We start from the raw sequence: 24,341 nt of genomic DNA, 5'->3' as shown, positions 1-24,341 counted from the left end.
AATTTTTGCAAATTAAATATAGCAATCCCTGCTATATAAATTACCGCCATTTTTTACCTTATTTGGGACGCTTCTGAAATTATTTAACAAAATTTTGCTGTTTACAGTATTGATTGGTGCTATTTCTTGCTCTAAAGATTCGGATAGTGGACAGCCTTCTGAAAATAAAGAGACTTTAAAGGTAACTGTCACAAGTTCGTCGTCATTTACAAATGACAATTCAGATATTCGTGTAACAGTATCATCGCACGATAACAAAGCAAATCCGATGAAATGGGTGGTAAATGGTGTTAACGGAACCGATGGGCAGGTGTTGTATAATGTGTCAAAAGAATATTTTTATGGTGGCAAAACTGCCGTATTGCAGTCTCCGTCAGGATATTTGACGTCATCAATAAATATAGGTGCTTTTGCTATTACCAATGCTTTTACATTGACTTACAAGATTGAAAAAGGGGATAAAGTAATGGTTGAAAAAACCGAAACGATTAATCCTGGAGGAACACCATTCACTCTCGCTTTAAACTATTAAAATAATAAAGAGTGCTACTAGCACTCTTTATTTAAGATAATAAAGTAAAATCAATTTGTCTTTTTTCCAAATCTACTTTCTTTACTTTGATTTGCACTTCATCACCCAGTTGGTAAGTTTTCTTTTTACGTTGACCGATGATGGCGTAATTCTTCTCATCTAGCGTGTAAAAGTCATCCGTGATATCGCGTAAGCGTACCATACCTTCACATTTATTTTCTTGAATCTCTACATACATTCCCCATTCTGTCACACCAGATACGATGCCTGCGTATTCTACACCAACTTGATCTTGTAAGAATTCTGCTTGTTTGTATTTGATTGAAGCGCGTTCAGCTTCTGCCGCACGTTTCTCCATTTGAGAAGAATGTTCAGCAAGCTTTTCGTAGTGCTCCGTATTTACTTTTGTACCGCCATCTAAATAGTACTGCAATAAACGATGCACCATTACATCAGGGTATCGGCGGATAGGAGAGGTGAAGTGTGTGTAATAATCAAAAGCCAATCCATAGTGGGATGAGCCTTTGGTTGTATAAATAGCTTTTGCCATAGAGCGAACGGCTAATGATGTCAACATGTTTTGTTCTTTAGAACCCTCAATTTTTGTCATCAGCTCATTCAATGATTTGGCAGTTTCTTTATCATTTTTAGTAAGCAACTTGTGTCCAAATTTTGCAGCAAATAGGGAGAAGCTAGCTAAGGCATCAGGTTTTGGGACATCGTGGAAACGGTATATAAAACCTAATTTGTTTTTACCTTTTCCTTGCTTGCCGATATATTCTGCTACTTTGCGATTTGCCAAAAGCATGAAGTCTTCGATAAGTTTGTGCGCGTCCTTACGAACTTTCGTGTACACGCCCAAAGGTTTTCCATTTTCATCCAAATGAAATTTTACTTCTTCGCTTTCGAAACTGATAGCGCCATTTTTGAATTTGCGTTCACGCAGGATATAAGCCAGCTCATTTAATTTTAGGATAGCTTCGGAATGATCTCCTTCTTTATTCTCGATAATCTCTTGCGCTTCTTCATAGGTGAAGCGACGATCGGAATGAATAACGGTGCGACCAAACCATTGATCGACGACGTTAGCTTTTTCGTCCATTTCAAATACTGCGGAGAACGTAAGCTTATCTTCATTCGGTCTTAACGAACAAAGATTGTTAGAAAGACGTTCTGGGAGCATCGGTATTACGCGGTCAACTAAATAAACTGAAGTGCCACGTTGGAATGCTTCTTTATCTAGAATAGAATCTGGCGTTACGTAATGAGACACGTCTGCAATGTGCACGCCAATCTCATAATTTCCATTTTCTAAAACTTGGAATGAAATTGCATCATCAAAATCTTTAGCATCAAAAGGGTCGATCGTGAATGTTAAAATATTTCTGAAATCACGACGTAAGGAAATCTCTTCTTGGCTGATTTCTTCCGAAATATTTAGGGCTGCTTGCTCAACCTCTTTTGGAAATTCTAATGGGAATCCGAAGTCCGCAAGGATCGCATTCATCTCCGTATTATTCTCTCCTTTTTTGCCCAATACAGCTTTCACTTTTCCGATGGGATTTTTCGCATTTTTGGGCCACTCGATAATAGACACGACGACCTTTTCTGTATTCTGTGCACCATTCAAATTGTCTAGTGGAATGAAGATGTCGTGCAGCATTTTTCGATCATCCGGAAGGAAGAATGCATAGGTTTTGGAGATGTCAATTGTACCTGTGAAATCTGTCTTTGCGCGGTGTAAAATCTCAACGATTTCACCTTCTCTTTTTCTGCCTTTTTTGCGTTCATAAACGTGCACTTTCACGGTGTCACCATGAAGTGCTTGACGCAGCTTTCGTGGTGCGACGAAGATGTCATTTTCGAGTTCATTCTCGGGTACAATATAGGCTGAACCGTCAGCTGTCATATCGACAGTTCCGGTGATGTATACGTTCAATTGACGTAGTTTGAATTTGCCTCTTTCGGGTTGTTGAAAGTGACCCTTTTTTGAAGCGTCGTTTAATATATCTGCTATCGTTATTTTGGAATCTGTATCGGTGATGTTAAGTTTTGCGGCCACCTGTTTGTAGTTCATCAGTTGGTTGCCGTTTTTCTCAAACACATCAATTATCATTTGAGTTATTACGTCTTTATATGGATTTTCTTTTTTGGTCTTCATATGAGTTATTCGTATTTGTTTTTTATTTAGATGAATTAAGGCAGGGTAGAGGAGAAGTGTTTCCCAATATGTGATGCCCTGAAAAATCTAATACTAATATACAACAATACTGCCAGAGTTTTCGAAAGTTTTGAGTCAAGGGGATGGGAACGACTGTTAAGATTATGTTTATTAACTTTATATTTATTTTAGCTATTTTAAGTTCTTGAATAACATATTTTTGTGCTATTTATTTGCTAAAATTGTGTTTTTTAAAACTGTGTTTAATAGGGGTTTATGAGGTGCTGTTGTAAATGTATATGTTATTTAAAAATATTAATATAATTTAATTTGTAATTTTAGCATATTTAATGTATTAAAAAATAGATAGATATGTTATTTTTAGCTAAAATAAATTTAGTTTTTTTTACTTAAAATGTGCTTAAAAAATGACAACAAAGATGCTTATCCCACATGTAAAATATGCGAGAGAAATCTTTAGAATGAATTACGATAAGCTTACTTTAATCCTGCTGTACTTGACACCCCGAACAAATACCAACGGCATTTATTGCGATAGCGTGTAAGGAAAAATTAGTGGGGATATTGATTTTGGGAACGGAGATTTCATCCAAACAATATACACTATTGCATACCGAGCAGATAAAGTGTACGTGCTGATCGTGGTGGTGATCAGCCGAACATTTAGTCGAACAGATAGCGTAAGTTGCTGTACCTTGCAAGTCGAAAATCTTATGTAAGATTCCTTTCTCTTCGAATGATGCAAGAATTCTGTATAAGGTTACGCGGTCTATTTCAGCACCGAAAACTTTCTCCAAATCAGGTTGTGTAATGGCTGTCTTTTTGTCAGAAATAACTTCCAATACACGCAGACGAGGCTTCGTAACTTTCAAGCCATTTGACTTTAAAAGTTGTGTAAAATCTGTGGGATGATTGTGGTTTTGTGCCTCGTGACCTGTTGTTTTCATAGGAGTAAATTTACGAATAATTGCTGGTATAATAAAGCCTCTCAAACGCGTGGTCAGAGAGGCTTTATTAAGCTGTATTTGGGGTTGTATTATTTGCCCGCAGCTTTGGCGTGATCCGCTAAAAATTGAGCAAGACCGCTATCTGTTAATGGGTGTTTTAACAACGCTGTGATTACCGATAATGGACCAGTCATAACATCTGCACCGATCTTCGCACAACCTAAAAGATGCGCGCTATGACGAACTGAAGCAGCTAAGATTTGAGTCGTGAAACCGTAGTTGTCATAGATCAAACGGATCTCTTCGATTAGGCCTAAACCATCTACTGAAATGTCATCCAAACGACCTACAAATGGAGATACATAAGTCGCTCCAGCTTTAGCCGCTAACAACGCTTGACCCGCTGAAAATACCAATGTACAATTTGTTTTTATACCTTTTTGGCTAAAATATTTGATCGCTTTAACGCCGTCTTTGATCATAGGAATTTTAACTACAATCTTAGAATCTAAAGCAGCTAATGCTTCTCCTTCTTTGATCATGTTTTCGTAATCTGTAGAGATAACTTCTGCACTTACATCACCATCCACGATTTCGCAGATCGCTTTGTAATGATTGATTACATTTTCGTCGCCAGAGATTCCTTCCTTAGCCATTAGGCTTGGATTAGTAGTTACACCGTCTAATACACCTAAGTCTTGCGCTTCTTTAATTTGAGCCAAGTTGGCTGTGTCGATAAAAAACTTCATTGTTTGGTTTTGTTGTATTTTAATAAATTTAAAACTATCTATAATTTTAGCTGTTACAAAGGTAGTTATTTATTCAGATTAAAAGCTATATCGTTCTCATGGAAATTTTCAGATCGTTGCACTATCCGAATTTCAGATTGCATACGATAGGACAGTCGTTGTCGCTATTAGGTACCTGGATGCAGCGAATAGCTATCAGTTGGTTGGTATATGAGCTAACAAACTCTGTATTTTGGTTGGGTTTCGTTTCATTTGTATCCTTATCTCCATCGCTTTTCTTATCTCCATTTATTGGATCTTTTGTGGACGGTCGATCGAAGTATAGGCTTGTGGTGTGGACACAAATTCTTTTGATGATTCAAGCTGGCGTACTGGCATTAGTAGTCTATTTTGGTTGGGAGACGGTCATTTGGTTGTGTGTACTGGGATTTATACAGGGCATAATCAATGCATTTGATGTCTTAGGAAGACAAGCTTTACTCTCTTCTTTGATCGACAATCGTAAGGATTTACCAAATGCAATAGCCCTGAATTCATCAGTTTTTAATGCTGCTCGTATGGTTGGGCCTGCTATTGGTGGGATTTTGCTTAGTACCTATGGAGAATTTGTTTGTTTCCTAATGAATTTTCTAAGTTTTATCCCCGTACTGACGACTTTGTCCTTGATGAAGGTGGTAGAAAAACCAATTATAAGGAAAAATGGAAGTTCCACGTGGCAAGGGCTTCGTGACGGTTTTGATTACTTAAAGCGTTCACCGCATTTGGCGTCATTGATAGTGATTATGACATTCTCAAGTTTGTTTGTCATCCCATATACTTCCTTGTTGCCCGCTGTTGCTCGAGATTTGTTCAATGGTAATGAAACAACATTCTCCTGGTTTGAGTCGGCAGCAGGCCTAGGCGCAATGATTGGTGCGATACGTATGGCAAGTTTGAAGACAGGAGAAAATCTTCGGTATCGGGTCATGTTTTCTGCCTTGATGATGGGGATTTCGTTATTGCTTTTGGCTTATGCACATTATTTGCCGTCAGCAATTTTCTTCACAGTGGCTGTTTCCTTTGCGATGATGATGCAAAATTCCAGTATCAATACTTATATTCAAACACATTCAATGTCTTCGTATAGAGCCCGAATTATGTCTTATTATGTAATGGCTTTCCAAGGGATATTTCCAATCGGAAGTTTATTGACAGGAGCTATTGCGGAGGCTGTGGGACTCAAAAATGCGCTATATATAATGGGGGGCGTTGGCGTGGCTATTTCGATTGGATTTTATATTTATTTGCGAATACACTTACATCGACGACTATTTAAAATTGATTATTCAAGTTGGAAGAAATAAGATTATTAATCTAAAAAGGACTAGTAATTTAATTACAAGTCCTTTTCGTTATAAATTTACAATCAAAAATTAAAGTATATTCTTAAATTTCAATACCAATAATTCTCCAGCGATTTCTCCTGGTTTAAAGCCTGATAAATCCACCTCACAATTCTTTCCTACATTTTTATTTTTTAAAATTTTAGAAGAACCTAATATAGATACAGTCGTATTAGACTTGATATTATAATCTTTCAACACGACCTTTGACTGGTACTTTGGTAAGAAAGCATAAAGATCCTTGTCTTTCATGGTGAAAAATAACTCCACATGTGCTACATCAGCTTTTGGTTCTATCAGTTTTGCAGCACTGTATCCTGCCATATAGCTTTTGTCATCTTTCTTTGGAATGCTAGTTGAACTCCATTGGTATGGATTTTTAACAGTTTTAGTGCCGTAAATTGCTTCTCCATTTACTTTAAGCCAGTCACCCATTTCAGTCAGACGCTCCTGCATAATAACCGGTATTCTTCCATCGGATGTAGGACCAATGTCGAGTAGTAAATTTCCGCCACGTGCGACAATATCAATAAGTAACAATAACAGTTCTTTCGAAGTTTTGTAATCATTGATATTTTCATTACGGTTGTAACCGTAGGAATGACCTATTCCTTGGCTTTCTTCCCAAACAATATCCGCATTCATGCCGCTACCATATTCGGAAGTCGTATAAGTCGCTCCGTGGTTTGTTTCCCGTGTATTTTTACCCCAACGATCATTTACGACTACATCTTTGGCTACAGGTGATTCATTGAAAAGCCAAGCCAAGAATTCTTTACTTTGCCATGTGGTATCGGATAAATCCCATTCACCATCCGAAAAAATAATAGATGGTTTATGTTTGTTAACCAAATCTTTCAATTGAGGAAGCATATGGTCGTTGATATATTTCTTTTTATCGGACTGCCATAGGGGGTTATACCATTCGTAAAGCGAATAATAGTAGCCCATTTTCAATCCTGCATCTCGTACAGCAGTTGTTAAGTCACCAAGCAAATCACGTTTTGGCGTACCAGAAACCGCATTCCAAGGTCTTCCCCAGGTGCGATCCGCTTGTGGATTATCCCATAATGCATAACCGTCATGATGTTTTGATGTCAAAACTACATATTTTGCCCCCGAATTTTTGAATACTTCAGCCCATTGTGCGGGATTGTATAATTCGGTCTTAAAATTTGGCTCAAATTGGTCGTATGTAAAATTTTCACCGAAATTCTTCGTGTGAAAATCCCAATATTTTGGTTCTTTGGAAGCAATTCGTTGCCAATACCATTCCGAATAACTTAATCCATTATTCGGGATGACAGGTGCATATGCTGGAACCGCATATACTCCCCAATGGATGAAAATTCCGAATTTATCTTGATTAAACCATTCTGGAATTCCTCTTTTGTTCAGTGATTCCCAATTCGCATCAAATTTTTGGGCATGTGAAAGACTGCTAATAAGCAAAGTGCATAGAAAAATGAGTTTTTTCATAAAGTTTATTTTGGTTTCCTTAAACTTAAATATACAAATTAAAAACAAAAGCCTTAAGTATCTACACTAAAGGCTTTGTAATCTCTTTATAGGGATGAAGATTAACTTTCTTCTACCCAAAGTCCATCGGACTTGATAATATTTATAAGTTCATCTAATGCATTTGCTGAGGAAACATTTTTCTTTACAACTTCTTGTCCACGGTAAAGTGTTATTTTATCAGGTCCCGCACCTACGTAACCATAATCCGCATCCGCCATTTCACCTGGTCCATTTACGATACAGCCCATAATGCCGATTTTCAAACCTTTAAGGTGGTTTGTGCGCGAGCGAATCATTTGTGTCGTATCTTGCAAGTCGAACAATGTACGACCACAGCTTGGACATGAAATATATTCGGTTTTTGAAATGCGTGAACGAGTAGCTTGTAATATTCCGAAAGAAACTGAAGCTAATTTATCTGTTGGCGTTGCAGGGGAATCAATCCAAATTCCAGATCCCAATCCATCGATTAATAAAGCGCCCAAATCTGTAGCCGCATACAATTGAATCTTAGAAATTGGCTCTTCAGGATTCATAATGTCACCAACAGGACCAGAGAAATCTTCTGCGGCATAACTGCGGCGTATAATCACCGGATTGTCTAATCCAATTTCTTGCAAATTTGCGAAAAACTGACGTTGATCTGCCATGCCGTGTGTATGTGTTGTCTCCAACAAAAAGACTACAGTTTTGTCTATTTGCAAGTTATTGAATTCTTCGCTGGCTAAATCATCATTTGAAATACGGACCATATTCAATGCAGAATCTTTTAGCGTTGCTTGATTAAATTCTGCTAAGCTATATACAGGATGAATATTGGCTTTATTTGTCAAGGACAACCACGTGTTGTAATTATACAATTGTTTTAGATTGCCGGGCATCGTAAACGAAGGTAATTGATCCGCCAAATAAACGAAATCTACCGATTGATCGCCCATGTGGTATTTATCGTTGATTGCATCATATTTGTAACCAACTTCCGAAAGAATAAATGGATCTTTCAAGTTTTTAGCTGAAATATCAATGATGACACGTGGAACGAGCGAACCACCTACAAATGTATTCACTTCACGTGAAACATAAGGAGTTGTCTCCCCAACTTCGTTTAATGTTAAGATTTCTCTATGTGGGTCTTGTGCTAGCGCAACTTTTCTTTTGCTGTAACGATTGACCAATGCAATAGCTACCGGCGCTTCTTTTTCGGGTTCTTCTGTCAAGGAAACACGTACAGTATCGCCTAAACCATCTTCTAATAAGGTTCCGATCCCGACAGCCGATTTGATACGACCATCTTCACCATCACCAGCTTCTGTCACGCCCAAATGCAATGGATAGTTCATGTTTTCCGATACCATTCTTTCCACCAGGAGTCGGTAAGCCTGCACCATAACTTTTGGATTAGACGATTTCATCGAAACACATAGGTTATAGAAATTCAAATCTTCGCAAATACGGATGAATTCCATTGCGGATTCCACCATACCTTCTGGGCTATCGCCATAGCGGCTCATAATGCGATCCGAAAGCGAACCGTGGTTTGTCCCGATACGCATAGCTGTGCCGTATTCTTTGCAAATACCCACAAGTGGAGCAAATTTTTTATAAATACGATCTAATTCAGCTTGATAAGCTGAATCGGTATAGTCTATTTGATCAAATTTCTTTTTGTCCGCGTAATTTCCTGGATTGACACGTACTTTCTCGATCAGACGTGCTGCTACTTCTGCGGCATTGGGAGTGAAATGAATATCAGCGACCAAAGGGACGTTATAGCCTCTTGCACGAAGTTCATTCTTAATATTACCTAAGTTTTCGGCTTCTTTGATACTAGGAGCGGTTATTCTCACAATCTCACAACCAGCATCCACCATGCGAATAGTTTGTTCGACCGATCCCAAGGTATCCATTGTATCAATAGTAGTCATACTTTGGATACGAATAGGATTATCACCACCCATTCCAAGATGACCAATTTGGATTTCACGCGTTTTGAATCGTGAATATGTTAATTTGGAGTTGCAATAACTACCTGGCAATATCAAACTTTGTTGTGTGTCCATTTCAAAAACAAAGGTAGTTATTTATAGATTTAATATCTATCGATCTTAAGAGAATTCGCTGCACCGTTTAATTCAACATTGTATTTTTTAGCTGCGGTTTCGTAATTATCGGTTTGCCATACTCCATCTTTCTTCGTAAATCCTTCTAATTTATTGTTTGAAAGAATTGTTGTCATATCGATGGCGCAAGCCACATCTTTAGGTAAAGAAAGTCGAGCTGTAGAAGCTGCTGTGTTTATTTCAATTTTGACATCATCTAAAGCAGGCTGTCCTAATTTTAGTGTTACGTTAGCAGCGCCTGAATTGATTTCCATTCTCGAAAACTTATGGGCAGAAAAATCTGCGTTGAATTTGGCCGCGCCAATATTAAAAGTCATCTTCCAAAGAGGAGTACTATTAAGTGCTAAATTTATTTTATGGCTCTTGGCGCTTTTGTCACTTATAGCTGCATTTAACTCAAAATTGTCTTCAATTCTATTTAGGTTAAATCCTAAGCTTTTGCTTTGAGAGTTTGCTTCAATAAGTTGATTGGTATTGCTGTCTATATCAACCAGTGCTGCGCCAATATTCAGTGTGAACTTTGGTTCTTTAATTTCATCTGAATAAGGTACTTCGACAGATTGTTCGCTTCCTGTTGTATCGTTGGCCATATTATTCAAGACCACTTTATTTGACCAATTAAACTTGTCTGTAGATGTATATCCAACATACGCTAAAAAAAGACACAAAGCCATATTTAATGCAATGATTACAGCCGTGCCGTAGTTTTTATATTGAAATATCAAATTGATACCTAAGGAAACAATCAGCAAAGGCCAATATTTTATGATGGCATAAAAATTAAAATCGATGATATTGAAATTGTCCAATAAAGCAATGATTCCAAAAAATACAAGCCAAATGCCGGTGGAAATTTTACTTTTCATATTAGTGTAAATATATACATTCTTCTATATATGATACGAATGTAAGAAGGTCGTTTAATGTTTGGTAACTATATTCGGTAAAGAAAGGAAAACTTTCGGTGAATGTGTAGATGTTTATTGAATTTTAAACAAAAGCAAATTTTATGGGTTATAAGTATATAATATGTATTTTAGCATAAACCGTAATTACACATATGATATTCTATTATTTTGGTGAATATATTCTCTTATTAAAAAAGGTTTTCAAAAAACCAGAAAAATGGCGCGTATACTATAAAGAAATGTTGCATGAGATGAGTGAGATAGGCGTAGGATCCTTGGGCTTGATTGTCATCATCTCAACATTCATCGGTGCTGTAATGACCATGCAAATTGCTTTTCAGCTGAATTCTGACTTTATTCCAAGATCTGTTATCGGACAAATTAACCGTGACTCTAATATCCTTGAGCTTGGACCAACCATTTCTGCGCTTGTATTAATGGGAAAAGTAGGGTCATCTATTTCTTCGCAAATAGGTTCTATGCGTGTGACTGAGCAGATAGATGCGTTGGAAATTATGGGAATTAATGCTGCAGGTTATTTAATTATGCCAAAGTTGATTGCTGGTGTGATCATGGTGCCTGTTTTGGTCATAATCGCTATAGTTTGTGCATTGGTAGGTGGTCTATTAGGTGGTGTATTGACAGGAGCAGTGACTACGAATGAGTATATACAAGGTATTCAGGGTGGATTCAACGGATTGACAGTGGCTGTAGCAATGGTGAAAGCTTTTGTGTATGGTTTTATCATTACGACTATTCCAGCGTATAAAGGTTTTCATGTGCGTGGGGGAGCATTAGAAGTAGGTCAAGCAGGTACGCGTGCTGTAGTGGTAGGTTGTATTACGATATTAGCTTGTGATTATGTGATTACTGCATTGATGTTATAATTAGAGAAGAATGATTGAAGTTCAAGATATACATAAATCTTTTGGCGATAAAAAAGTATTAACAGGAATTGATGCGATTTTTGAACCTGGAAAGGTTTCTTTAATAATTGGTGGTTCGGGATCTGGAAAGAGTACTTTGCTTAAATGTATTGTAGGGTTGCATAAACCTGAGCAGGGGCGCGTTTTCTTTGATAAGCAAGAATTCACAGCGATGGATTTTGAAGAGAAGGTTCCTGTCCGAAAAGAAATTGGTATGCTATTCCAGAATTCAGCATTATTTGACTCGATGACGGTAGAACAAAACATAATATTTACTTTGGATATGTTTACCGAAATGAGCAAATCCGAAAAACGTGATCGTGCTAATTTTTGTTTGGAACGCGTAAACTTATTGAATACGAACAAGCTTTATCCTGCTGAGCTTTCTGGAGGGATGAAGAAAAGGGTCGGGATTGCACGGGCAATAGCGATGAGTCCCAAATATTTGTTTTGCGATGAACCTAATTCGGGATTGGATCCAGCGACTTCTATTTTGATAGATGAACTTATTCTAGAATTGACCCAAGAATACGAATGTACAACTGTTGTCGTGACACACGATATGAATTCTGTGATGGGAATAGGCGAGTATATTATGTTTTTATATAAGGGGCAGAAATTTTGGGAAGGCTCGAATCAAGATATGTTGCATTCGGATGTACAAGAATTGAATGACTTCGTGTTTGCTAGTCCATTGATGAAAGCCGCTAAGGATACAATGAAGTAATTTATGTTAGAATTTAATTTTGAAACTTGGTATGCAAAAGATGAAAAGCCTAGTGAATGGTTGGTTGGAAACTTATCTAACTTAAACAAAGTTGAATTAAAGACAAATACGAAATTATTTTTATTAAAAGGGTTTCCTAGAGATGCGCCTTTATATATCTTTTTTAATAAAGAAAATGAATGTCTTTGGGTTGAATCTATAACAAAAGGTTGGTTGCATGAAGGCTATGATAACTATATTCAATTTGGTTCAGATGGTGCTGGAAATCCCATTTGTATTGATTTAAACGATAATGATAGTATTTGGATATTAGATCATGATAATGATTTTGAAGAAATATATATTAATCAAAAAATAGATTATTACGCACAATGCTTATTGGTATATAAAAACTTTTTATATGATATAGCTGATAAATATGGAGATGATGCATGGTACGATGGATTGTATAAAGAAAATGATATTATAGATTTAAAGAAATCATTCGAACAGATTGATAAAACCATTTTTGATGTATACAAAAGTTATTGGAGGTTGACAATTGATGATTTATTAGCCTTTATGAAAACCTAAAATAATTATTCGGTTTTCCGTATCTTTGCAAAAAATTAAACGAATAGCACATTGTCTACTTCAACAAATATCCAACTACTTACGCCACAGCATTGGAAAGATTACGAGTTAATCGATTGTGGTGATTTTGAAAAATTAGAACGTTTTGGTGATTTAATCTTGATTCGTCCAGAGCCGCAGGCTGTTTGGCCAAAAACTTTAGGCGATGCCGAATGGAATAAACGTTACCATATTAAGTTTAAAGGTCGTTCGGCAACAAGTGGTGAATGGCTTAAGAAAAATCCAAAATCGGCAGACCGTTGGCATATTGAGTACAAGAATAACGATGTGGCAATCAAATTTCGTTTGGGATTAACATCGTTTAAGCATGTGGGAATCTTCCCAGAGCAAGCGGTGAACTGGGATTATATTTCGGAATCGGTTAAATCCTTTAAAACGCCGAATCCAAAGGTTTTGAACTTATTTGCTTACACGGGCGGTGCTTCGATGATCGCACGTGCGGCTGGTGCTGATACTACGCATGTCGATTCAATTAAGCAAGTCGTGACTTGGGCGAACGAAAACCAGGAGCTTTCGGGCTTGTCTAATGTACGTTGGATGGTAGAAGATGCTTTGAAATTTGTAAAACGTGAATTGAAGCGTGGTAATAAATATAACGGTATTATCTTGGATCCGCCAGCTTACGGTCACGGGCCGAAAGGAGAGAAGTGGAAGTTGGAAGATCACATCATGGAAATGATGCAAGATGTGGTTCAATTGTTGGATCCAAAAGAACACTTCTTGATTTTGAATACTTATTCGTTAGGATTTTCTTCCGTAATCGTTGAGAATTTAATACGTACGTCATTTCCTAAAGTAGAAAACTTAGAAATAGGCGAGCTATACTTACAAGCTACTGCAGGACCAAAATTGCCATTAGGTGTATTTGGTAAATTCAGAAAATTTTCGAAATAAATAATAGAAAAGCTGCTCCAGAGCAGCTTTTCATTTTTATAATGTGTTGATTTGGTCTTTAGCTTCTTCCAGCTGTTGACTGAAATTATGATATTCTTTAGCGTTTGTTTCAAAAAGTGCTTCGCGTAAATTTTGATAGTATGCAACACCATCGAGCAATTCAGCTTTAAATTTCTGAATATATTTCTCTTTTTTAGTATCCAAGTCCTGTTTATTAGATTGAATATATGTTGTCAAATGTGCAATATATAAGCGTAATTCGTTGATAAATATAGAAGGTCTCGCGACATTCTTCAATAAATCCTGTCTTCCATATATGTGATCAACCATTTCTTGCAAAGAATAAATCCGATCGAAGTATGCCGTATTGGGTCCTGGGCAAATTGCAACAGTGCTCGAATCTTTTTTCTCCAATATATCATATTTTAGATATGCGGCATTTGCTAATCCTTCGCAGAGACAAGTTTTTTCTGTAATTTCTGCTAGTTTTGCTGCGTAGGTTTCCTCATCAAGCTCGAGTTCCTCCAGTTCCGTGATTTTTAGATGTTGGTATATTCTGGATGCGGAACACATGGGCTCTTCTTCATACGTCGACGGTGTGACAAGGTATTTTTTAGTACAAGGCGCACCAGGACGACCTTTTTCTATTCGAGATTCACGTAATATTTCTGCCGTACTTTTCTTGAAATTGTTAAAAGGCACTCCCAAAGGTGATGCACCACTGATATAGAAGTCGTCTGCTGTTGCTGTAGCTAAATTTTTAAGTGTATTTTCATCCACCGTAGTTGCTTCTGGAACTAATAAAAATGGTGATCCCCAACCTGTACCATCTAGTTTGTAATAATCTATCAAAAATTTTTGTTCTGCAGCTGTTCCAATTCCTCCTTGCGCAGTGATTTTTATCAGTGGAACCTTGTCAAGGACTATATTTTTTTCAATTAGAGCGAATTGATATATTGGAAAAAGCTCTTCCCTTAATTGCGATCGTTTTTGTTTAAATTCTTCTAAGATTGGACCAATTAAAAATCCATCAGTTGCAAAAGCATGACCTCCACAGTTTAATCCCGATTCTATACGATATTCAGAAATCCAGATTCCTTTTTTTGCCAAAAATTTAGCTTGAATTAGGGCTGATCTAAAGTCAGAAACTTTCAATGTTATTTTTTTATCGAATTCTCCAGCCTCATTCGGTAAGAACGATGGAAGTTCCGATATATAACTGTATAACCTTGGATTCATTCCTGCGGATAATACAACAGAAGACTTAACTTTACTATTTGCGAAACCGCGTAAAGCTGCACTGGCATCAGAATAGTGTCCTTCCAATGCATTTCCTTTTCTGTCGTGATTAATTTTATCCACTTTAGACATGATGTTTACATCTATCTGTCCAGCTTCAATACAATTCACTAAATCAGCAAAAATTAACTTCTTTTTTTCTTCCGAACCTTCTGCTAAGAATTTCTGGTAGGTTTCGCGGATTGGCGAAGAATCTGGTTGTAAGTCAATGTATTTTTTAAGTGATTCCGAAATCTCTTGTCTTGAATTTTTAAGTCTTTGGATTTGCGTGTTAACAATATCTTGCACCAAATCCAAATAAGCAGTAATTCGTTTGGCTCTACCGTCTTCTTCGAAAGCGGAAATACCTTGAAATGGTATCCCGTTTTGACTGCTGTAATATTTGCGCATACGCTCGATGAGTTCGTCATCGACAATAGATATTACAGATGAGATGCCATATTGCGCAACTTTGATAGGAGAATCAATAGAAAAAGCAAGTCCTAAGACGGGTATATGGAATGTATGTGTCATAGTTTGAAATATGACGCAATTACCTAAAATATCGCGGACTAAAAAATAGTGCAGTAGATACTAAAAAGTGTTTTAAAGCACATTTTAGTATCTATAAAATATAAAGTAAGGGCAAAATAAGTTCAGAACTATGCCTTAAAAACAATAGTTTTATTTCCATTGAGCATTACACGATCTTCTACAATCAATTGTATTGCTCTCGTAAGAACCGCTTTTTCAATTTCTTGACCTGCAGTACGCATTTTTTGGGGATCGTAACTGTGGTCTATAGACTTTGTGTTTTGAACAATAATTGGGCCTTCGTCCAAATCATTTGTCACGAAATGGGCAGTTGCACCAATTATTTTTACACCACGATCGTGCGCCTGTTTATATGGATTGGCACCAATAAATGCGGGTAAGAAAGAATGGTGAATATTAATGATTCGGTGTTCAAATTCTTTCACAAATGTTGGAGATAGAATGCGCATAAATTTGGCAAGAACGATGAAATCAGGATTTATCTCTTTCAGTTGAATCGCTAATTCATTTTCAAAGTCATCCTTTGTCTTATTTTCATGCGTAATGTAATAGTAGGGAATGTCAAATCTTTCTGTAAAATCTCGCAAATTGTCATAATTACCAATAACAGCGCAAACTTCAGCATTCAACGTTCCAAAGTAATTACGAACCAAAATATCTCCTAGACAGTGATGTTCTTTGGTGACTAATACAGCTATTTTTTTCTTTTTCGAAGGATTTATTTTAATCAATGCTTTTTCAGGTAAAACGGCTTTCAGGTGGCTATATAGACCATTGCTTTCTTCTGCATTTCCTGTGCACACCACACGAACGAAGAATTTATTGTTTTCTTCATCGACATACTCACGCATCGTTATGATGTTGAGTTTATGCTTAGCAAGTACGTTAGATATATTAGATACCAATCCAACAGCATCTTGACATTGAATAAGTATTAAAGTTTGTGTAGTCATGTTTGGTTAGGTTGTTTATAATGGTATTCAGCCTCTAAATTGGTAGAGGCTGAATGGTGTTTTTTAGATGGCTGCTTTCACCAGTTCTTCCTCTAAGTCAAGTTCTACGCGCAGATTATCTACAATATGGCGTTGACGATCAGGCGTATTTTTACCCATGTAATATTCCAAGATTTGTGGTAACTTATTGTCTTTATTTAAGATAACAGGTTCTAGTTTGATATCTTCGCCAATAAATTGACCAAACTCAGAAGGTGAAATTTCTCCCAAACCTTTGAATCGTGTGATCTCTGGTTTTCCGCCTAACTTATTTATAGCATCAAAACGTTCTTGATCCGAATAACAATAAATAGTTTCCCTTTTGTTACGCACACGGAATAATGGAGTTTGCAGGATATACACGTGGCCCGCTTTCACCAAATCAGGGAAAAATTGCAAAAAGAACGTCATCATCAACAGTCGAATGTGCATACCATCGACATCGGCATCGGTAGCGATTACAATATTGTTGTAACGTAGTCCGTCCATGCCATCTTCAATATTTAAAGCATGTTGCAATAAATTGAATTCCTCGTTTTCATACACGATTTTTTTGGTTAGACCATAGCAGTTCAACGGTTTACCACGCAAACTGAATACCGCTTGTGTCTGCACATCGCGCGATTTGGTAATCGAACCCGAAGCTGAGTCACCCTCGGTAATGAAAAGCGTGGTCTCTAGATTTCTGTCGCTTTTATCCCCATAATGGACTTTACAATCACGCAGTTTTCGGTTGTGTAAAGAAGCTTTTTTAGCGCGCTCGTTTGCTAATTTTTTAATACCAGCGATATCTTTACGTTCACGCTCGGACTGCATAATTCGTTTTAATAACGCTTCTGCCGTGGCTGAATCTTTATGTAAGTAGTCATCAAGGGCTTTTTTGACAAAATCATTGATGAATGTACGAACGGTAGGGCCTTCAGGGCCGACGCTTTGTGAACCTAATTTGGTTTTAGTTTGTGATTCAAAGACAGGCTCTTGTACTTTAATTGCAATAGCACTAATAATAGATGCACGGACATCTGAAGCATCAAAATCTTTTTTATAAAACTCGCGTATAGTTTTTACTACAGCTTCACGGAATGCCGCTTGGTGTGTTCCACCTTGTGTCGTATGTTGACCATTTACAAATGAATAATAATCTTCTCCGTATTGTTGCCCATGCGTCATCGCTATCTCGATATCTTCACCTTTTAGGTGAATGATTGGGTAGCGCATGCCTTCGGTATCAACATTTCTTTCCAACAAATCCTTTAATCCATTTTCAGAAACGAATTTTTGACCATTGAAATTGATTGTCAGTCCAGAATTCAAGAAAACATAATTCCATATCATGTTTTCGACAAATTCGATGCGGTATTTATAGTGTTTAAAAATACTATCGTCTGGATAGAATGTTACCGACGTACCATTACGTTGTGTTGTATCTTTTTGTTCATCGGTTTGCAATTCGCCTTTGCTAAAAGTCGCAATACGCGTTTTACCTTCGCGGTATGATTGCACAGTGAAACTGGTAGAAAGTGCATTCACAGCTTTCGTACCGACACCATTAAGACCAACAGATTTTTGGAAAGCCTTGCTGTCGTATTTACCTCCAGTATTAATCTTCGAAACTACATCGACTACAGAACCAATCGGTATACCACGCCCATAGTCACGTACCGAAACTTTATTTTCTGTCACTGTGATATCAATAGTTCTTCCAGCTCCCATGACAAATTCGTCAATCGAGTTGTCCATGACTTCTTTGAGCAATACATAAATACCATCGTCATAAGCAGAGCCATCGCCTAGCTTACCGATGTACATACCTGGACGTAATCTAATATGTTCTTTCCAGTCGAGTGATCGTATACTGTCTTCGTTATATGCTGTCATGATTTATCCAAAAATTTGAAGCAAAAATATAAAAAAAATACCGATAAAGAGAGGAATTAAGATGTGCGAAAAGTTACATCAATAAACTACAAAAAGAATATTAAAGTTGTTATATTTAAATCTTAATCAATTAATACATGCCTAATGAAAAGAATCTTAATCATTTGTATGCTGCTTGGATTCGTAATGTCTTCATTTGCCCAAATAAAGTACGACAATGCGAAAATAAAAACAGCTGCTGAGCGGACTTCATTTTATCTACCAAAGCTACAAGGGAAGCGTGTTGCTATAGTTGCCAATCAAACAACAATACTTGGGAAATCGCACTTGGTTGATAGCTTGCAGAAGCTTGGTATTAATATCGTAAAAGTATTTGGACCAGAACATGGTTTTAGAGGTAATGCAAGTAATGGCACTACCGTGAATGACGAGGTTGATATTCAAACAGGATTAAAAATCGTTTCCTTGTATGGCAATAAGAAGAAGCCAAGCAAAGAAGATCTAAAGGATGTGGATCTGATGATTTTTGATATTCAAGATGTCGGCTGCCGATTTTATACCATTATGAATACCATGCGTGATGTGATGGAAGCTTGTGCTGAAAATGGTATATCGGTCATGATACTGGATCGCCCAAATCCAAATGGCTATTTTATCGATGGACCAATATTGGATATGAAATATAAATCCGGCATAGGGCAATTCCCTATTCCTGTGGTGCATGGCTTGACATTGGGAGAATTTGCACTAATGGTCAATGGTGAAGGTTGGATGGTAAATAATATTAAGTGTGATTTGGAAGTGATTCCAATGGAAGGCTACAAACACAGTATGTTGTATGAATTACCTGTCAATCCATCGCCAAATTTGAATACAGCACAAAGTATTTTGCTTTATCCATCAACGTGTTTATTTGAAGGTGTTGCATTGAATCATGGTCGTGGTACAGATTTTCCATTTACGATTATTGGTGGCCCAATGTTGAAGGATAAATATTCTTTTAGTTTCACACCAGTTAGTAAACCAGGGATGGCTGAAGATCCTGTATTTCAGGATCAAGTATGCTATGGTTTGGATTTACGTAATTATGATTTGGAGAAATTAGTGAAAAGTAAGAAGATAAATCTCTCTTGGATGATTGAGCTGTATAATAACCATCCAAACAAAGACAAGTTTTTTGACAGAAGCATAAGCAGACAAATCGGAAATATTGATTTTTTGATCGGAGATGGAGAATTTAAAAAACAGTTGGCAGCTGGTTGGAGTGAGCAACGAATCAGAAAAACTTGGGAACCAGGGATTTCTTCTTATAAGAAAATGCGTAAGAAATATTTATTATATCCTTAAAAATGAAGAAGCCGAGAATGGTAATTTCTCGGCTTTTCGTTATTTTTTTTTAAATGGATCTTCCAAAATCATCCTGAACACGCACTATATCATCTTCATCCGAAGGATTAACTGCGTCAGTGTGTTGCCATATTTCTGCGACTACACCATATTCGGCTAAACCAACTAATCTATGGCGCTGACCTTGTGAAAGACGTATAAAATCACCTTCTTTCAGTATTTTTAACTCATGCTCATCGTCATCTGGACTAGTTACGACACCAACCTCCCCACGAATTACACGCCAGATTTCAGCACGACGGTGGTGGTATTGCCACGATAAACGCTTATTCGGACCCACTATAAGAATTTTTGGACTTAATTTTCCTGAAATCTTAAGCTCTTGTGTATCTAAACCATCAAAAAATTCATTTGCGAATTTTTGAGCTTGACTTTCGTCAATTACAAAAAAACCTCCCCATGGTCTAGATTGATCTATACTTTCTATAGAGAAACCCAAGCCATCTAGTTTTTCCTGAATTTGATTGAATAACTCACTTTTATCAACATATGCCATAGTAAGAATTTATTTAAGTTTTTTAAAATTTTATTATGAACTAATATCCACAAAATTTTTCGAAAATTTAAAAATTAATATAGAAATACTTATTCTTAGACATTAGTATATCTTTGTAGAAGATATGAGTGAACAAAAGATCGACGCAAATAATCTAATTTTCAAAAAGGCTGTTGCCTTTGTCAATCAAACCAACCAAAATCTTTTTCTTACAGGGAAGGCAGGAACGGGAAAGACTACTTTTCTGAAATATATCCGTGAAAACTGTTATAAGAAAATGGCAATCACGGCACCCACTGGAGTAGCTGCGATGAATGCTGGCGGTACAACTTTGCATGCTTTATTCTGGTTGCCTTTTGGTGTTTTTGTAGAAGATTATGAGTTGAAGTGGGATGAGCAAGACAATAATATTTATAACAAAAATCGTTTATTCTCCACGATCAAATTAACCAAACAACGTCGAGCAATTTTGCAAGAGTTGGAAATGTTAGTGATCGATGAAGTATCTATGGTGCGTGCAGATACGCTAGATGCAATTGATGTGATTTTGAAGTCTGTTCGTCGCGATATGCGTCCTTTTGGTGGTGTTCAAGTGCTATTTATCGGAGATTTGTACCAGTTGCCACCTGTGGTTAGAGACCAAGAATGGCAGATTTTGCGCAATCATTATACGAGTCCTTTTTTCTTCAATGCAAAGGTGTTGCGTGCTACACCAATGATTAAACTAGAACTTCAGCACATTTATAGACAAAGTGACGATAAGTTTATCTCTGTCCTAAATAATATTCGAAATAATGAGTGTGATCAGCAGGATTTGGAGGAATTGAATGCACATTATAAAGAGGAATTTGTTCCCGAGAAAAACGAACAATACATTACATTAACATCACATAATCGATTAGCGGATCAAATTAACCAAGAGGAATTGGCGAAGCTTTCGGGTAAGATGCATAATGTTAAAGCGGTCGTGAAAGATGATTTTCAGCAAGGAGCTTATCCGACGGAGGAAACGTTAACACTAAAGCTTGGCGCACAAGTGATGTTCATTAAGAATGATACAGGCGAAGATCGTAAATATTTTAATGGCAAGATAGGTGTTGTCAAAGAACTAAATTTAGACAAACATCAGGTTTTAGTAGGTTTTAAGGACGGTTCCGAAGATGTGGTTGTCCGTCGAGAAACTTGGGAAAATATCAAATACAAGTACAATAAGGGAGAAGACAAGATAGAAGAAGAGGTATTGGGTACGTTTTCTCAATTTCCGTTGCGGTTGGCTTGGGCGATTACGATTCACAAAAGCCAAGGCTTAACTTTTGAAAAGGCAATTATCGACGCCGGAACTTCGTTTGCAGCAGGACAAGTGTATGTTGCGCTGAGTAGGTTGACGGGTTTGGAAGGTTTGGTGCTACGTTCCAAAATTGCGCCACATGCGATTCGTACGGATTTTCAAGTTGTGGATTTTATGAAGCAGCTCGTGAAAGAAGATGAAGTCGATGAAATTTTAAAAAATAGTCAACGCGCCTATCTTGGACAGATTTTATTGCAAAGTTTTCGTTGGACAAGCTTGACTGAGGCTGTAAGTGAGCTGCAGGAAAGTTTGAAAGACCGTAATATCGATAACAAAGAAGGCGTGGTCTCGTTCTTTTATTTGTTAGAACAGTCTATTAAGACGCAAGAGAAAGTCGCGCATAAGTTTATGCAGCAATTGCATGTTATGCTTTCGGACAAGGCAGCATTGGATTATCATAAAATTTGTGAACGCACGACTTCTGCTGTCAATTGGTTTTTGCCAAAAATGGAGGAGGAGCTTCTCAAAGCTACCGAAAAACACATCGAAGACTGGACTATTCGTAAGCGAACGAAGAAATATATTCAAGAAGTCAAAGCATTATTGCTGGATTTCAAACGTAAATATGAAGTTTTGAAGCATTGTCTGACTATAGCGGAAGCATTGACCAAAGAGCAAGTCTTGGATGATTTACCATTGCAGATAAATGTCGTTAAAGATGAATCAGTAAAAGTAGCTGACGACGATGTTAATGAAGAGAAAGATACTAAGCAAATTACGCTAGATATGTATCAGGATGGGATGGATATTGCGCAGATTGCGCAAAAAAGAGGAATGGTCGAAGGTACGGTGTATGGGCATTTGATTCATTATGTAGGTACAGAAATTGAGGCTGAAGAATTGATCGATCTCAAAAAACTGGATAGAATTCTTGATGTCCTTAAAGCAAACGAAGGAAAGTCTTCTTCGCAAATCAAAATCATCTTAGGTGATGATTATTCTTATCCAGAAATTAAGATTGGTCAAAAAGTGTTAGAAACTAAAGTTTAGCATTGTCTTCGCGATAAGCCTTTATTGTAATATATTTGTTGGGTTAATTTGAAGGCTTTGACAGCGAATAAAGATAAAAAGAAAGATTCTAAGCTGAATAAATGGTTAGTATTTACTTCCATGCCATTTCAAATGGGGGTGACCATTTATGTTTTTTATCTGTTAGGAGAGTGGCTGGATGGCAAGTATCAAGTCGAAGGTGGTTGGTGGACCAAAGGATTAACCATGTTGGGTGTTACGGTATCATTATTTCAATTTATCAAACAAGCCAACCGAATAAGTAAAAATGAATAACTATATTAGATATATTGTGATGTTACTCGTCGTTGGGGTAGCGTCTTATTTTGCACATACTTTAGTATTAAACGGAATAGAAACTAACCATTTCTGGGAGCAAACGGATTATACCCTGTTGGGGATGTATTCTTTTGGTGTGGGGATTTCCTTATTTGTAGTCGTATTGACGTTGTTGACACAATACGCAATGCCTAAAAGTTTGGGTTTTGTGTTTTTGGCTTTGATGACAATTAATGCTATTGCGAGTTACATTTACATCAAAAATGGCTTAAATAAATTTGAAAATGACTTTATTGAATATAATTTCTTAGTTGTGTTTTTTCTGTTCCTTATTTTCGATGTTTTTGTGGCATTCAAGGCTCTTAATCAAGAAAATAATGCGCAGTAAACTTTTTATAAAAAAGTTTAAGTAAAACATATTATATGCCAAATAAAGTTGTATTTTTGCACAAAATTTTTCATTATTCAATAGTAATCTAAAATGGTGAATCTTAAAAGAGCACTTTTATTTTTAACAGTAATTTTATTTGCTGCCAATCCTTTCTTATCTCTAGCTGCTGAAGACGCACACGGTGAAACTCCAAAGTCTCAAGCGCAAGAAATTAATGAGCACATCGCACATCACTTGCAAGATGATCACTATTTTACTTTATTCAAAAAAGGTGAAGAATATGTAGGTTTTCCATTGCCAGTAATTTTGATTGATGGTGGTTTGAAAGTGTTTTCTTCTGGCGAGTTCAAAAAAGGAAACGGTGTAGTCGAGAAAGATGGTGAATTTTACAAAAATTACCACGGTAAGATTTACAAAACTGATGCTGCTGGAACAATCAACTACGATGCTGAGCATCACCCAACAAATGCAAAGCCTTGGGATTTTTCTATCACGAAAAACGTAGTAGGTTTAATGTTAGCTGCATTGTTGTTGTTCTTAGGATTTACTGCATTAGCTAAAACTTACAAAAAAGGTGCGAACGCAATTCCTACTGGAGTAGGTCGTTTCTTAGAGCCTTTAGTATTATATGTACGTGACGAAATGGCTAAACCAAACATTGGTCACCGTTACAAAGAATTTATGCCTTATTTATTGTCTGTATTCTTCTTGATTTTCTTATTGAATATCATGGGGCTTACGCCAATAGGATTTAACGTAACTGGAAATATCTCCGTTACATTGTGTTTGGCATTGTTTACTTTCTTTATCACGAATTTCAAAGCAAACAAAGATTATTGGAAGCACATTTTCTGGATGCCTGGTGTACCAGTTCCATTCAAAATTGTATTAGCTCCAATTGAAGTTTTAGGGATGTTTACTAAGCCATTCTCATTGATGTTGCGTCTTTTCGCTAACATCACTGCAGGTCACTCTGTAGTAATGGGTTTGATTGCTATCGTTTATTTATTCCAACAACAATTAACAGTGGGAGGTAGTATCGGTGTGTCTATGTTGTTGACATTGATCTTATTCTTCTTAGAATTGTTAGTTGCATTTTTACAAGCGTTTATCTTCACGATGTTGTCATCACTATTCATTGGTATGGCTGTAGAAGAGCACGCGCATCATTAATCAGAATTTTTTGTT

The 24,341-nt window shown here is 36.8% G+C and carries 21 protein-coding genes; 11 read left to right on the top strand and 10 right to left on the bottom strand.

Annotation, left to right across the window (positions count from 1 at the left end):
- Nucleotides 1-94: 94 nt before the first annotated feature.
- Nucleotides 95-532 (top strand): hypothetical protein, encoded by a 438-nt coding sequence (locus tag GOQ16_RS06630; protein WP_160068573.1) that lies wholly within the window; start codon nt 95-97, stop codon nt 530-532.
- Nucleotides 533-563: 31 nt separating this feature from the next.
- Here GOQ16_RS06630 and rnr read toward each other — a convergent pair whose 3' ends face one another.
- From rnr to fsa, 3 genes are all read right to left on the bottom strand, one after another.
- Nucleotides 564-2,693, bottom strand: coding sequence for a ribonuclease R (gene rnr, locus GOQ16_RS06625; protein ID WP_160068572.1), 2,130 nt, complete (start codon nt 2,691-2,693; stop codon nt 564-566).
- 503 nt (nt 2,694-3,196) lie between these two features.
- Nucleotides 3,197-3,661 carry a Fur family transcriptional regulator gene (locus GOQ16_RS06620; RefSeq protein WP_160068571.1) on the bottom strand — a complete coding sequence of 155 codons (465 nt, stop codon included), beginning with the start codon at nt 3,659-3,661 and terminating at the stop codon, nt 3,197-3,199.
- Between the two features lie 89 nt (nt 3,662-3,750).
- Nucleotides 3,751-4,410: a fructose-6-phosphate aldolase gene (gene fsa / locus GOQ16_RS06615; RefSeq protein WP_160068570.1), complete on the bottom strand. Its 660-nt coding sequence runs from the start codon at nt 4,408-4,410 to the stop codon at nt 3,751-3,753.
- A 98-nt stretch (nt 4,411-4,508) separates the two neighbouring features.
- Between fsa and GOQ16_RS06610 the strand changes: the two genes are divergently transcribed.
- Complete coding sequence (locus GOQ16_RS06610; protein WP_160068569.1) at nt 4,509-5,753, top strand: MFS transporter; 1,245 nt, start codon at nt 4,509-4,511, stop codon at nt 5,751-5,753.
- A gap of 69 nt (nt 5,754-5,822) precedes the next feature.
- Here the strand turns inward: GOQ16_RS06610 and GOQ16_RS06605 are convergent, their stop codons facing one another.
- The 3 genes from GOQ16_RS06605 to GOQ16_RS06595 form a co-directional block, all read right to left on the bottom strand.
- The gene (locus tag GOQ16_RS06605; protein WP_160068568.1) at nt 5,823-7,271 is read right to left on the bottom strand and encodes an alpha-L-fucosidase; all 1,449 of its coding nucleotides are present in this window, start codon (nt 7,269-7,271) and stop codon (nt 5,823-5,825) included.
- Nucleotides 7,272-7,372: 101 nt separating this feature from the next.
- Complete coding sequence (gene ispG / locus GOQ16_RS06600; protein ID WP_160068567.1) at nt 7,373-9,373, bottom strand: (E)-4-hydroxy-3-methylbut-2-enyl-diphosphate synthase; 2,001 nt, start codon at nt 9,371-9,373, stop codon at nt 7,373-7,375.
- Between the two features lie 29 nt (nt 9,374-9,402).
- Entirely contained in the window at nt 9,403-10,299 is an 897-nt protein-coding gene (locus tag GOQ16_RS06595; RefSeq protein WP_160068566.1) for a toast rack family protein, read from the bottom strand.
- A gap of 194 nt (nt 10,300-10,493) precedes the next feature.
- Here GOQ16_RS06595 and GOQ16_RS06590 point away from each other — a divergent pair, with 194 nt between their 5' ends.
- The 4 genes from GOQ16_RS06590 to GOQ16_RS06575 are packed head-to-tail and all read left to right on the top strand — an operon-like array spanning nt 10,494 to nt 13,521.
- Nucleotides 10,494-11,228: an MlaE family ABC transporter permease gene (locus GOQ16_RS06590; RefSeq protein WP_160068565.1), complete on the top strand. Its 735-nt coding sequence runs from the start codon at nt 10,494-10,496 to the stop codon at nt 11,226-11,228.
- 10 nt (nt 11,229-11,238) lie between these two features.
- Nucleotides 11,239-11,994 (top strand): ABC transporter ATP-binding protein, encoded by a 756-nt coding sequence (locus GOQ16_RS06585; RefSeq protein WP_149913040.1) that lies wholly within the window; start codon nt 11,239-11,241, stop codon nt 11,992-11,994.
- A 3-nt stretch (nt 11,995-11,997) separates the two neighbouring features.
- A complete protein-coding gene (locus GOQ16_RS06580; RefSeq protein WP_160068564.1) occupies nt 11,998-12,567 on the top strand; it encodes a hypothetical protein in 570 nt (189 codons plus the stop codon).
- 51 nt (nt 12,568-12,618) lie between these two features.
- On the top strand, nt 12,619-13,521 hold the full coding sequence (locus tag GOQ16_RS06575) for a class I SAM-dependent methyltransferase (protein WP_160068563.1): 903 nt from the start codon (nt 12,619-12,621) through the stop codon (nt 13,519-13,521).
- A gap of 36 nt (nt 13,522-13,557) precedes the next feature.
- On the opposite strand, the gene GOQ16_RS06570 is transcribed toward GOQ16_RS06575, so the two are convergent.
- The 3 genes from GOQ16_RS06570 to GOQ16_RS06560 form a co-directional block, all read right to left on the bottom strand.
- Nucleotides 13,558-15,333 (bottom strand): hypothetical protein, encoded by a 1,776-nt coding sequence (locus GOQ16_RS06570; protein ID WP_160068562.1) that lies wholly within the window; start codon nt 15,331-15,333, stop codon nt 13,558-13,560.
- Between the two features lie 128 nt (nt 15,334-15,461).
- Complete coding sequence (gene purU / locus GOQ16_RS06565) at nt 15,462-16,307, bottom strand: formyltetrahydrofolate deformylase (protein WP_160068561.1); 846 nt, start codon at nt 16,305-16,307, stop codon at nt 15,462-15,464.
- A 63-nt stretch (nt 16,308-16,370) separates the two neighbouring features.
- Nucleotides 16,371-18,224 carry a DNA topoisomerase IV subunit B gene (locus GOQ16_RS06560; protein ID WP_149913036.1) on the bottom strand — a complete coding sequence of 618 codons (1,854 nt, stop codon included), beginning with the start codon at nt 18,222-18,224 and terminating at the stop codon, nt 16,371-16,373.
- Between the two features lie 144 nt (nt 18,225-18,368).
- Between GOQ16_RS06560 and GOQ16_RS06555 the strand changes: the two genes are divergently transcribed.
- Entirely contained in the window at nt 18,369-19,571 is a 1,203-nt protein-coding gene (locus GOQ16_RS06555; RefSeq protein WP_160068560.1) for an exo-beta-N-acetylmuramidase NamZ family protein, read from the top strand.
- Nucleotides 19,572-19,620: 49 nt separating this feature from the next.
- Here GOQ16_RS06555 and GOQ16_RS06550 read toward each other — a convergent pair whose 3' ends face one another.
- Nucleotides 19,621-20,127 (bottom strand): cupin domain-containing protein, encoded by a 507-nt coding sequence (locus GOQ16_RS06550; protein ID WP_149913034.1) that lies wholly within the window; start codon nt 20,125-20,127, stop codon nt 19,621-19,623.
- A 124-nt stretch (nt 20,128-20,251) separates the two neighbouring features.
- Between GOQ16_RS06550 and GOQ16_RS18085 the strand changes: the two genes are divergently transcribed.
- From GOQ16_RS18085 to atpB, 4 genes are all read left to right on the top strand, one after another.
- Nucleotides 20,252-22,465, top strand: coding sequence for a helix-turn-helix domain-containing protein (locus GOQ16_RS18085; RefSeq protein ID WP_160068559.1), 2,214 nt, complete (start codon nt 20,252-20,254; stop codon nt 22,463-22,465).
- A gap of 57 nt (nt 22,466-22,522) precedes the next feature.
- The gene (locus GOQ16_RS06540; protein ID WP_223225118.1) at nt 22,523-22,759 is read left to right on the top strand and encodes an AtpZ/AtpI family protein; all 237 of its coding nucleotides are present in this window, start codon (nt 22,523-22,525) and stop codon (nt 22,757-22,759) included.
- A complete protein-coding gene (locus GOQ16_RS06535; RefSeq protein WP_160068558.1) occupies nt 22,752-23,150 on the top strand; it encodes a hypothetical protein in 399 nt (132 codons plus the stop codon). The genes GOQ16_RS06540 and GOQ16_RS06535 overlap by 8 nt, the downstream gene beginning before the upstream one ends.
- Before the next feature lie 93 nt (nt 23,151-23,243).
- A complete protein-coding gene (gene atpB / locus GOQ16_RS06530; protein ID WP_160068557.1) occupies nt 23,244-24,326 on the top strand; it encodes a F0F1 ATP synthase subunit A in 1,083 nt (360 codons plus the stop codon).
- Nucleotides 24,327-24,341: the final 15 nt, after the last annotated feature.

Source organism: Sphingobacterium bovisgrunnientis, assembly GCF_009829085.1.
In the GTDB taxonomy this organism is placed as follows: Bacteria; Bacteroidota; Bacteroidia; order Sphingobacteriales; family Sphingobacteriaceae; genus Sphingobacterium; species Sphingobacterium bovisgrunnientis.
The sequence above is the reverse complement of the archived record's forward strand: the minus strand, read 5'-3'. Positions and strand labels throughout refer to the sequence as shown.

Excerpts from the sequence above, each read along its gene's own strand:
- rnr (WP_160068572.1), bottom strand. The coding sequence starts at position 2,693 with ATGAAGACCAAAAAAGAAAATCCATATAAAGACGTAATAACTCAAATG.
- GOQ16_RS06620 (WP_160068571.1), bottom strand. The coding sequence starts at position 3,661 with ATGAAAACAACAGGTCACGAGGCACAAAACCACAATCATCCCACAGAT.
- fsa (WP_160068570.1), bottom strand. The coding sequence starts at position 4,410 with ATGAAGTTTTTTATCGACACAGCCAACTTGGCTCAAATTAAAGAAGCG.
- GOQ16_RS06610 (WP_160068569.1), top strand. The coding sequence starts at position 4,509 with ATGGAAATTTTCAGATCGTTGCACTATCCGAATTTCAGATTGCATACG.
- GOQ16_RS06605 (WP_160068568.1), bottom strand. The coding sequence starts at position 7,271 with ATGAAAAAACTCATTTTTCTATGCACTTTGCTTATTAGCAGTCTTTCA.
- ispG (WP_160068567.1), bottom strand. The coding sequence starts at position 9,373 with ATGGACACACAACAAAGTTTGATATTGCCAGGTAGTTATTGCAACTCC.
- GOQ16_RS06595 (WP_160068566.1), bottom strand. The coding sequence starts at position 10,299 with ATGAAAAGTAAAATTTCCACCGGCATTTGGCTTGTATTTTTTGGAATC.
- GOQ16_RS06590 (WP_160068565.1), top strand. The coding sequence starts at position 10,494 with ATGATATTCTATTATTTTGGTGAATATATTCTCTTATTAAAAAAGGTT.
- GOQ16_RS06585 (WP_149913040.1), top strand. The coding sequence starts at position 11,239 with ATGATTGAAGTTCAAGATATACATAAATCTTTTGGCGATAAAAAAGTA.
- GOQ16_RS06580 (WP_160068564.1), top strand. The coding sequence starts at position 11,998 with ATGTTAGAATTTAATTTTGAAACTTGGTATGCAAAAGATGAAAAGCCT.
- GOQ16_RS06570 (WP_160068562.1), bottom strand. The coding sequence starts at position 15,333 with ATGACACATACATTCCATATACCCGTCTTAGGACTTGCTTTTTCTATT.
- purU (WP_160068561.1), bottom strand. The coding sequence starts at position 16,307 with ATGACTACACAAACTTTAATACTTATTCAATGTCAAGATGCTGTTGGA.
- GOQ16_RS06560 (WP_149913036.1), bottom strand. The coding sequence starts at position 18,224 with ATGACAGCATATAACGAAGACAGTATACGATCACTCGACTGGAAAGAA.
- GOQ16_RS06555 (WP_160068560.1), top strand. The coding sequence starts at position 18,369 with ATGAAAAGAATCTTAATCATTTGTATGCTGCTTGGATTCGTAATGTCT.
- GOQ16_RS06550 (WP_149913034.1), bottom strand. The coding sequence starts at position 20,127 with ATGGCATATGTTGATAAAAGTGAGTTATTCAATCAAATTCAGGAAAAA.
- GOQ16_RS18085 (WP_160068559.1), top strand. The coding sequence starts at position 20,252 with ATGAGTGAACAAAAGATCGACGCAAATAATCTAATTTTCAAAAAGGCT.
- GOQ16_RS06535 (WP_160068558.1), top strand. The coding sequence starts at position 22,752 with ATGAATAACTATATTAGATATATTGTGATGTTACTCGTCGTTGGGGTA.
- atpB (WP_160068557.1), top strand. The coding sequence starts at position 23,244 with ATGGTGAATCTTAAAAGAGCACTTTTATTTTTAACAGTAATTTTATTT.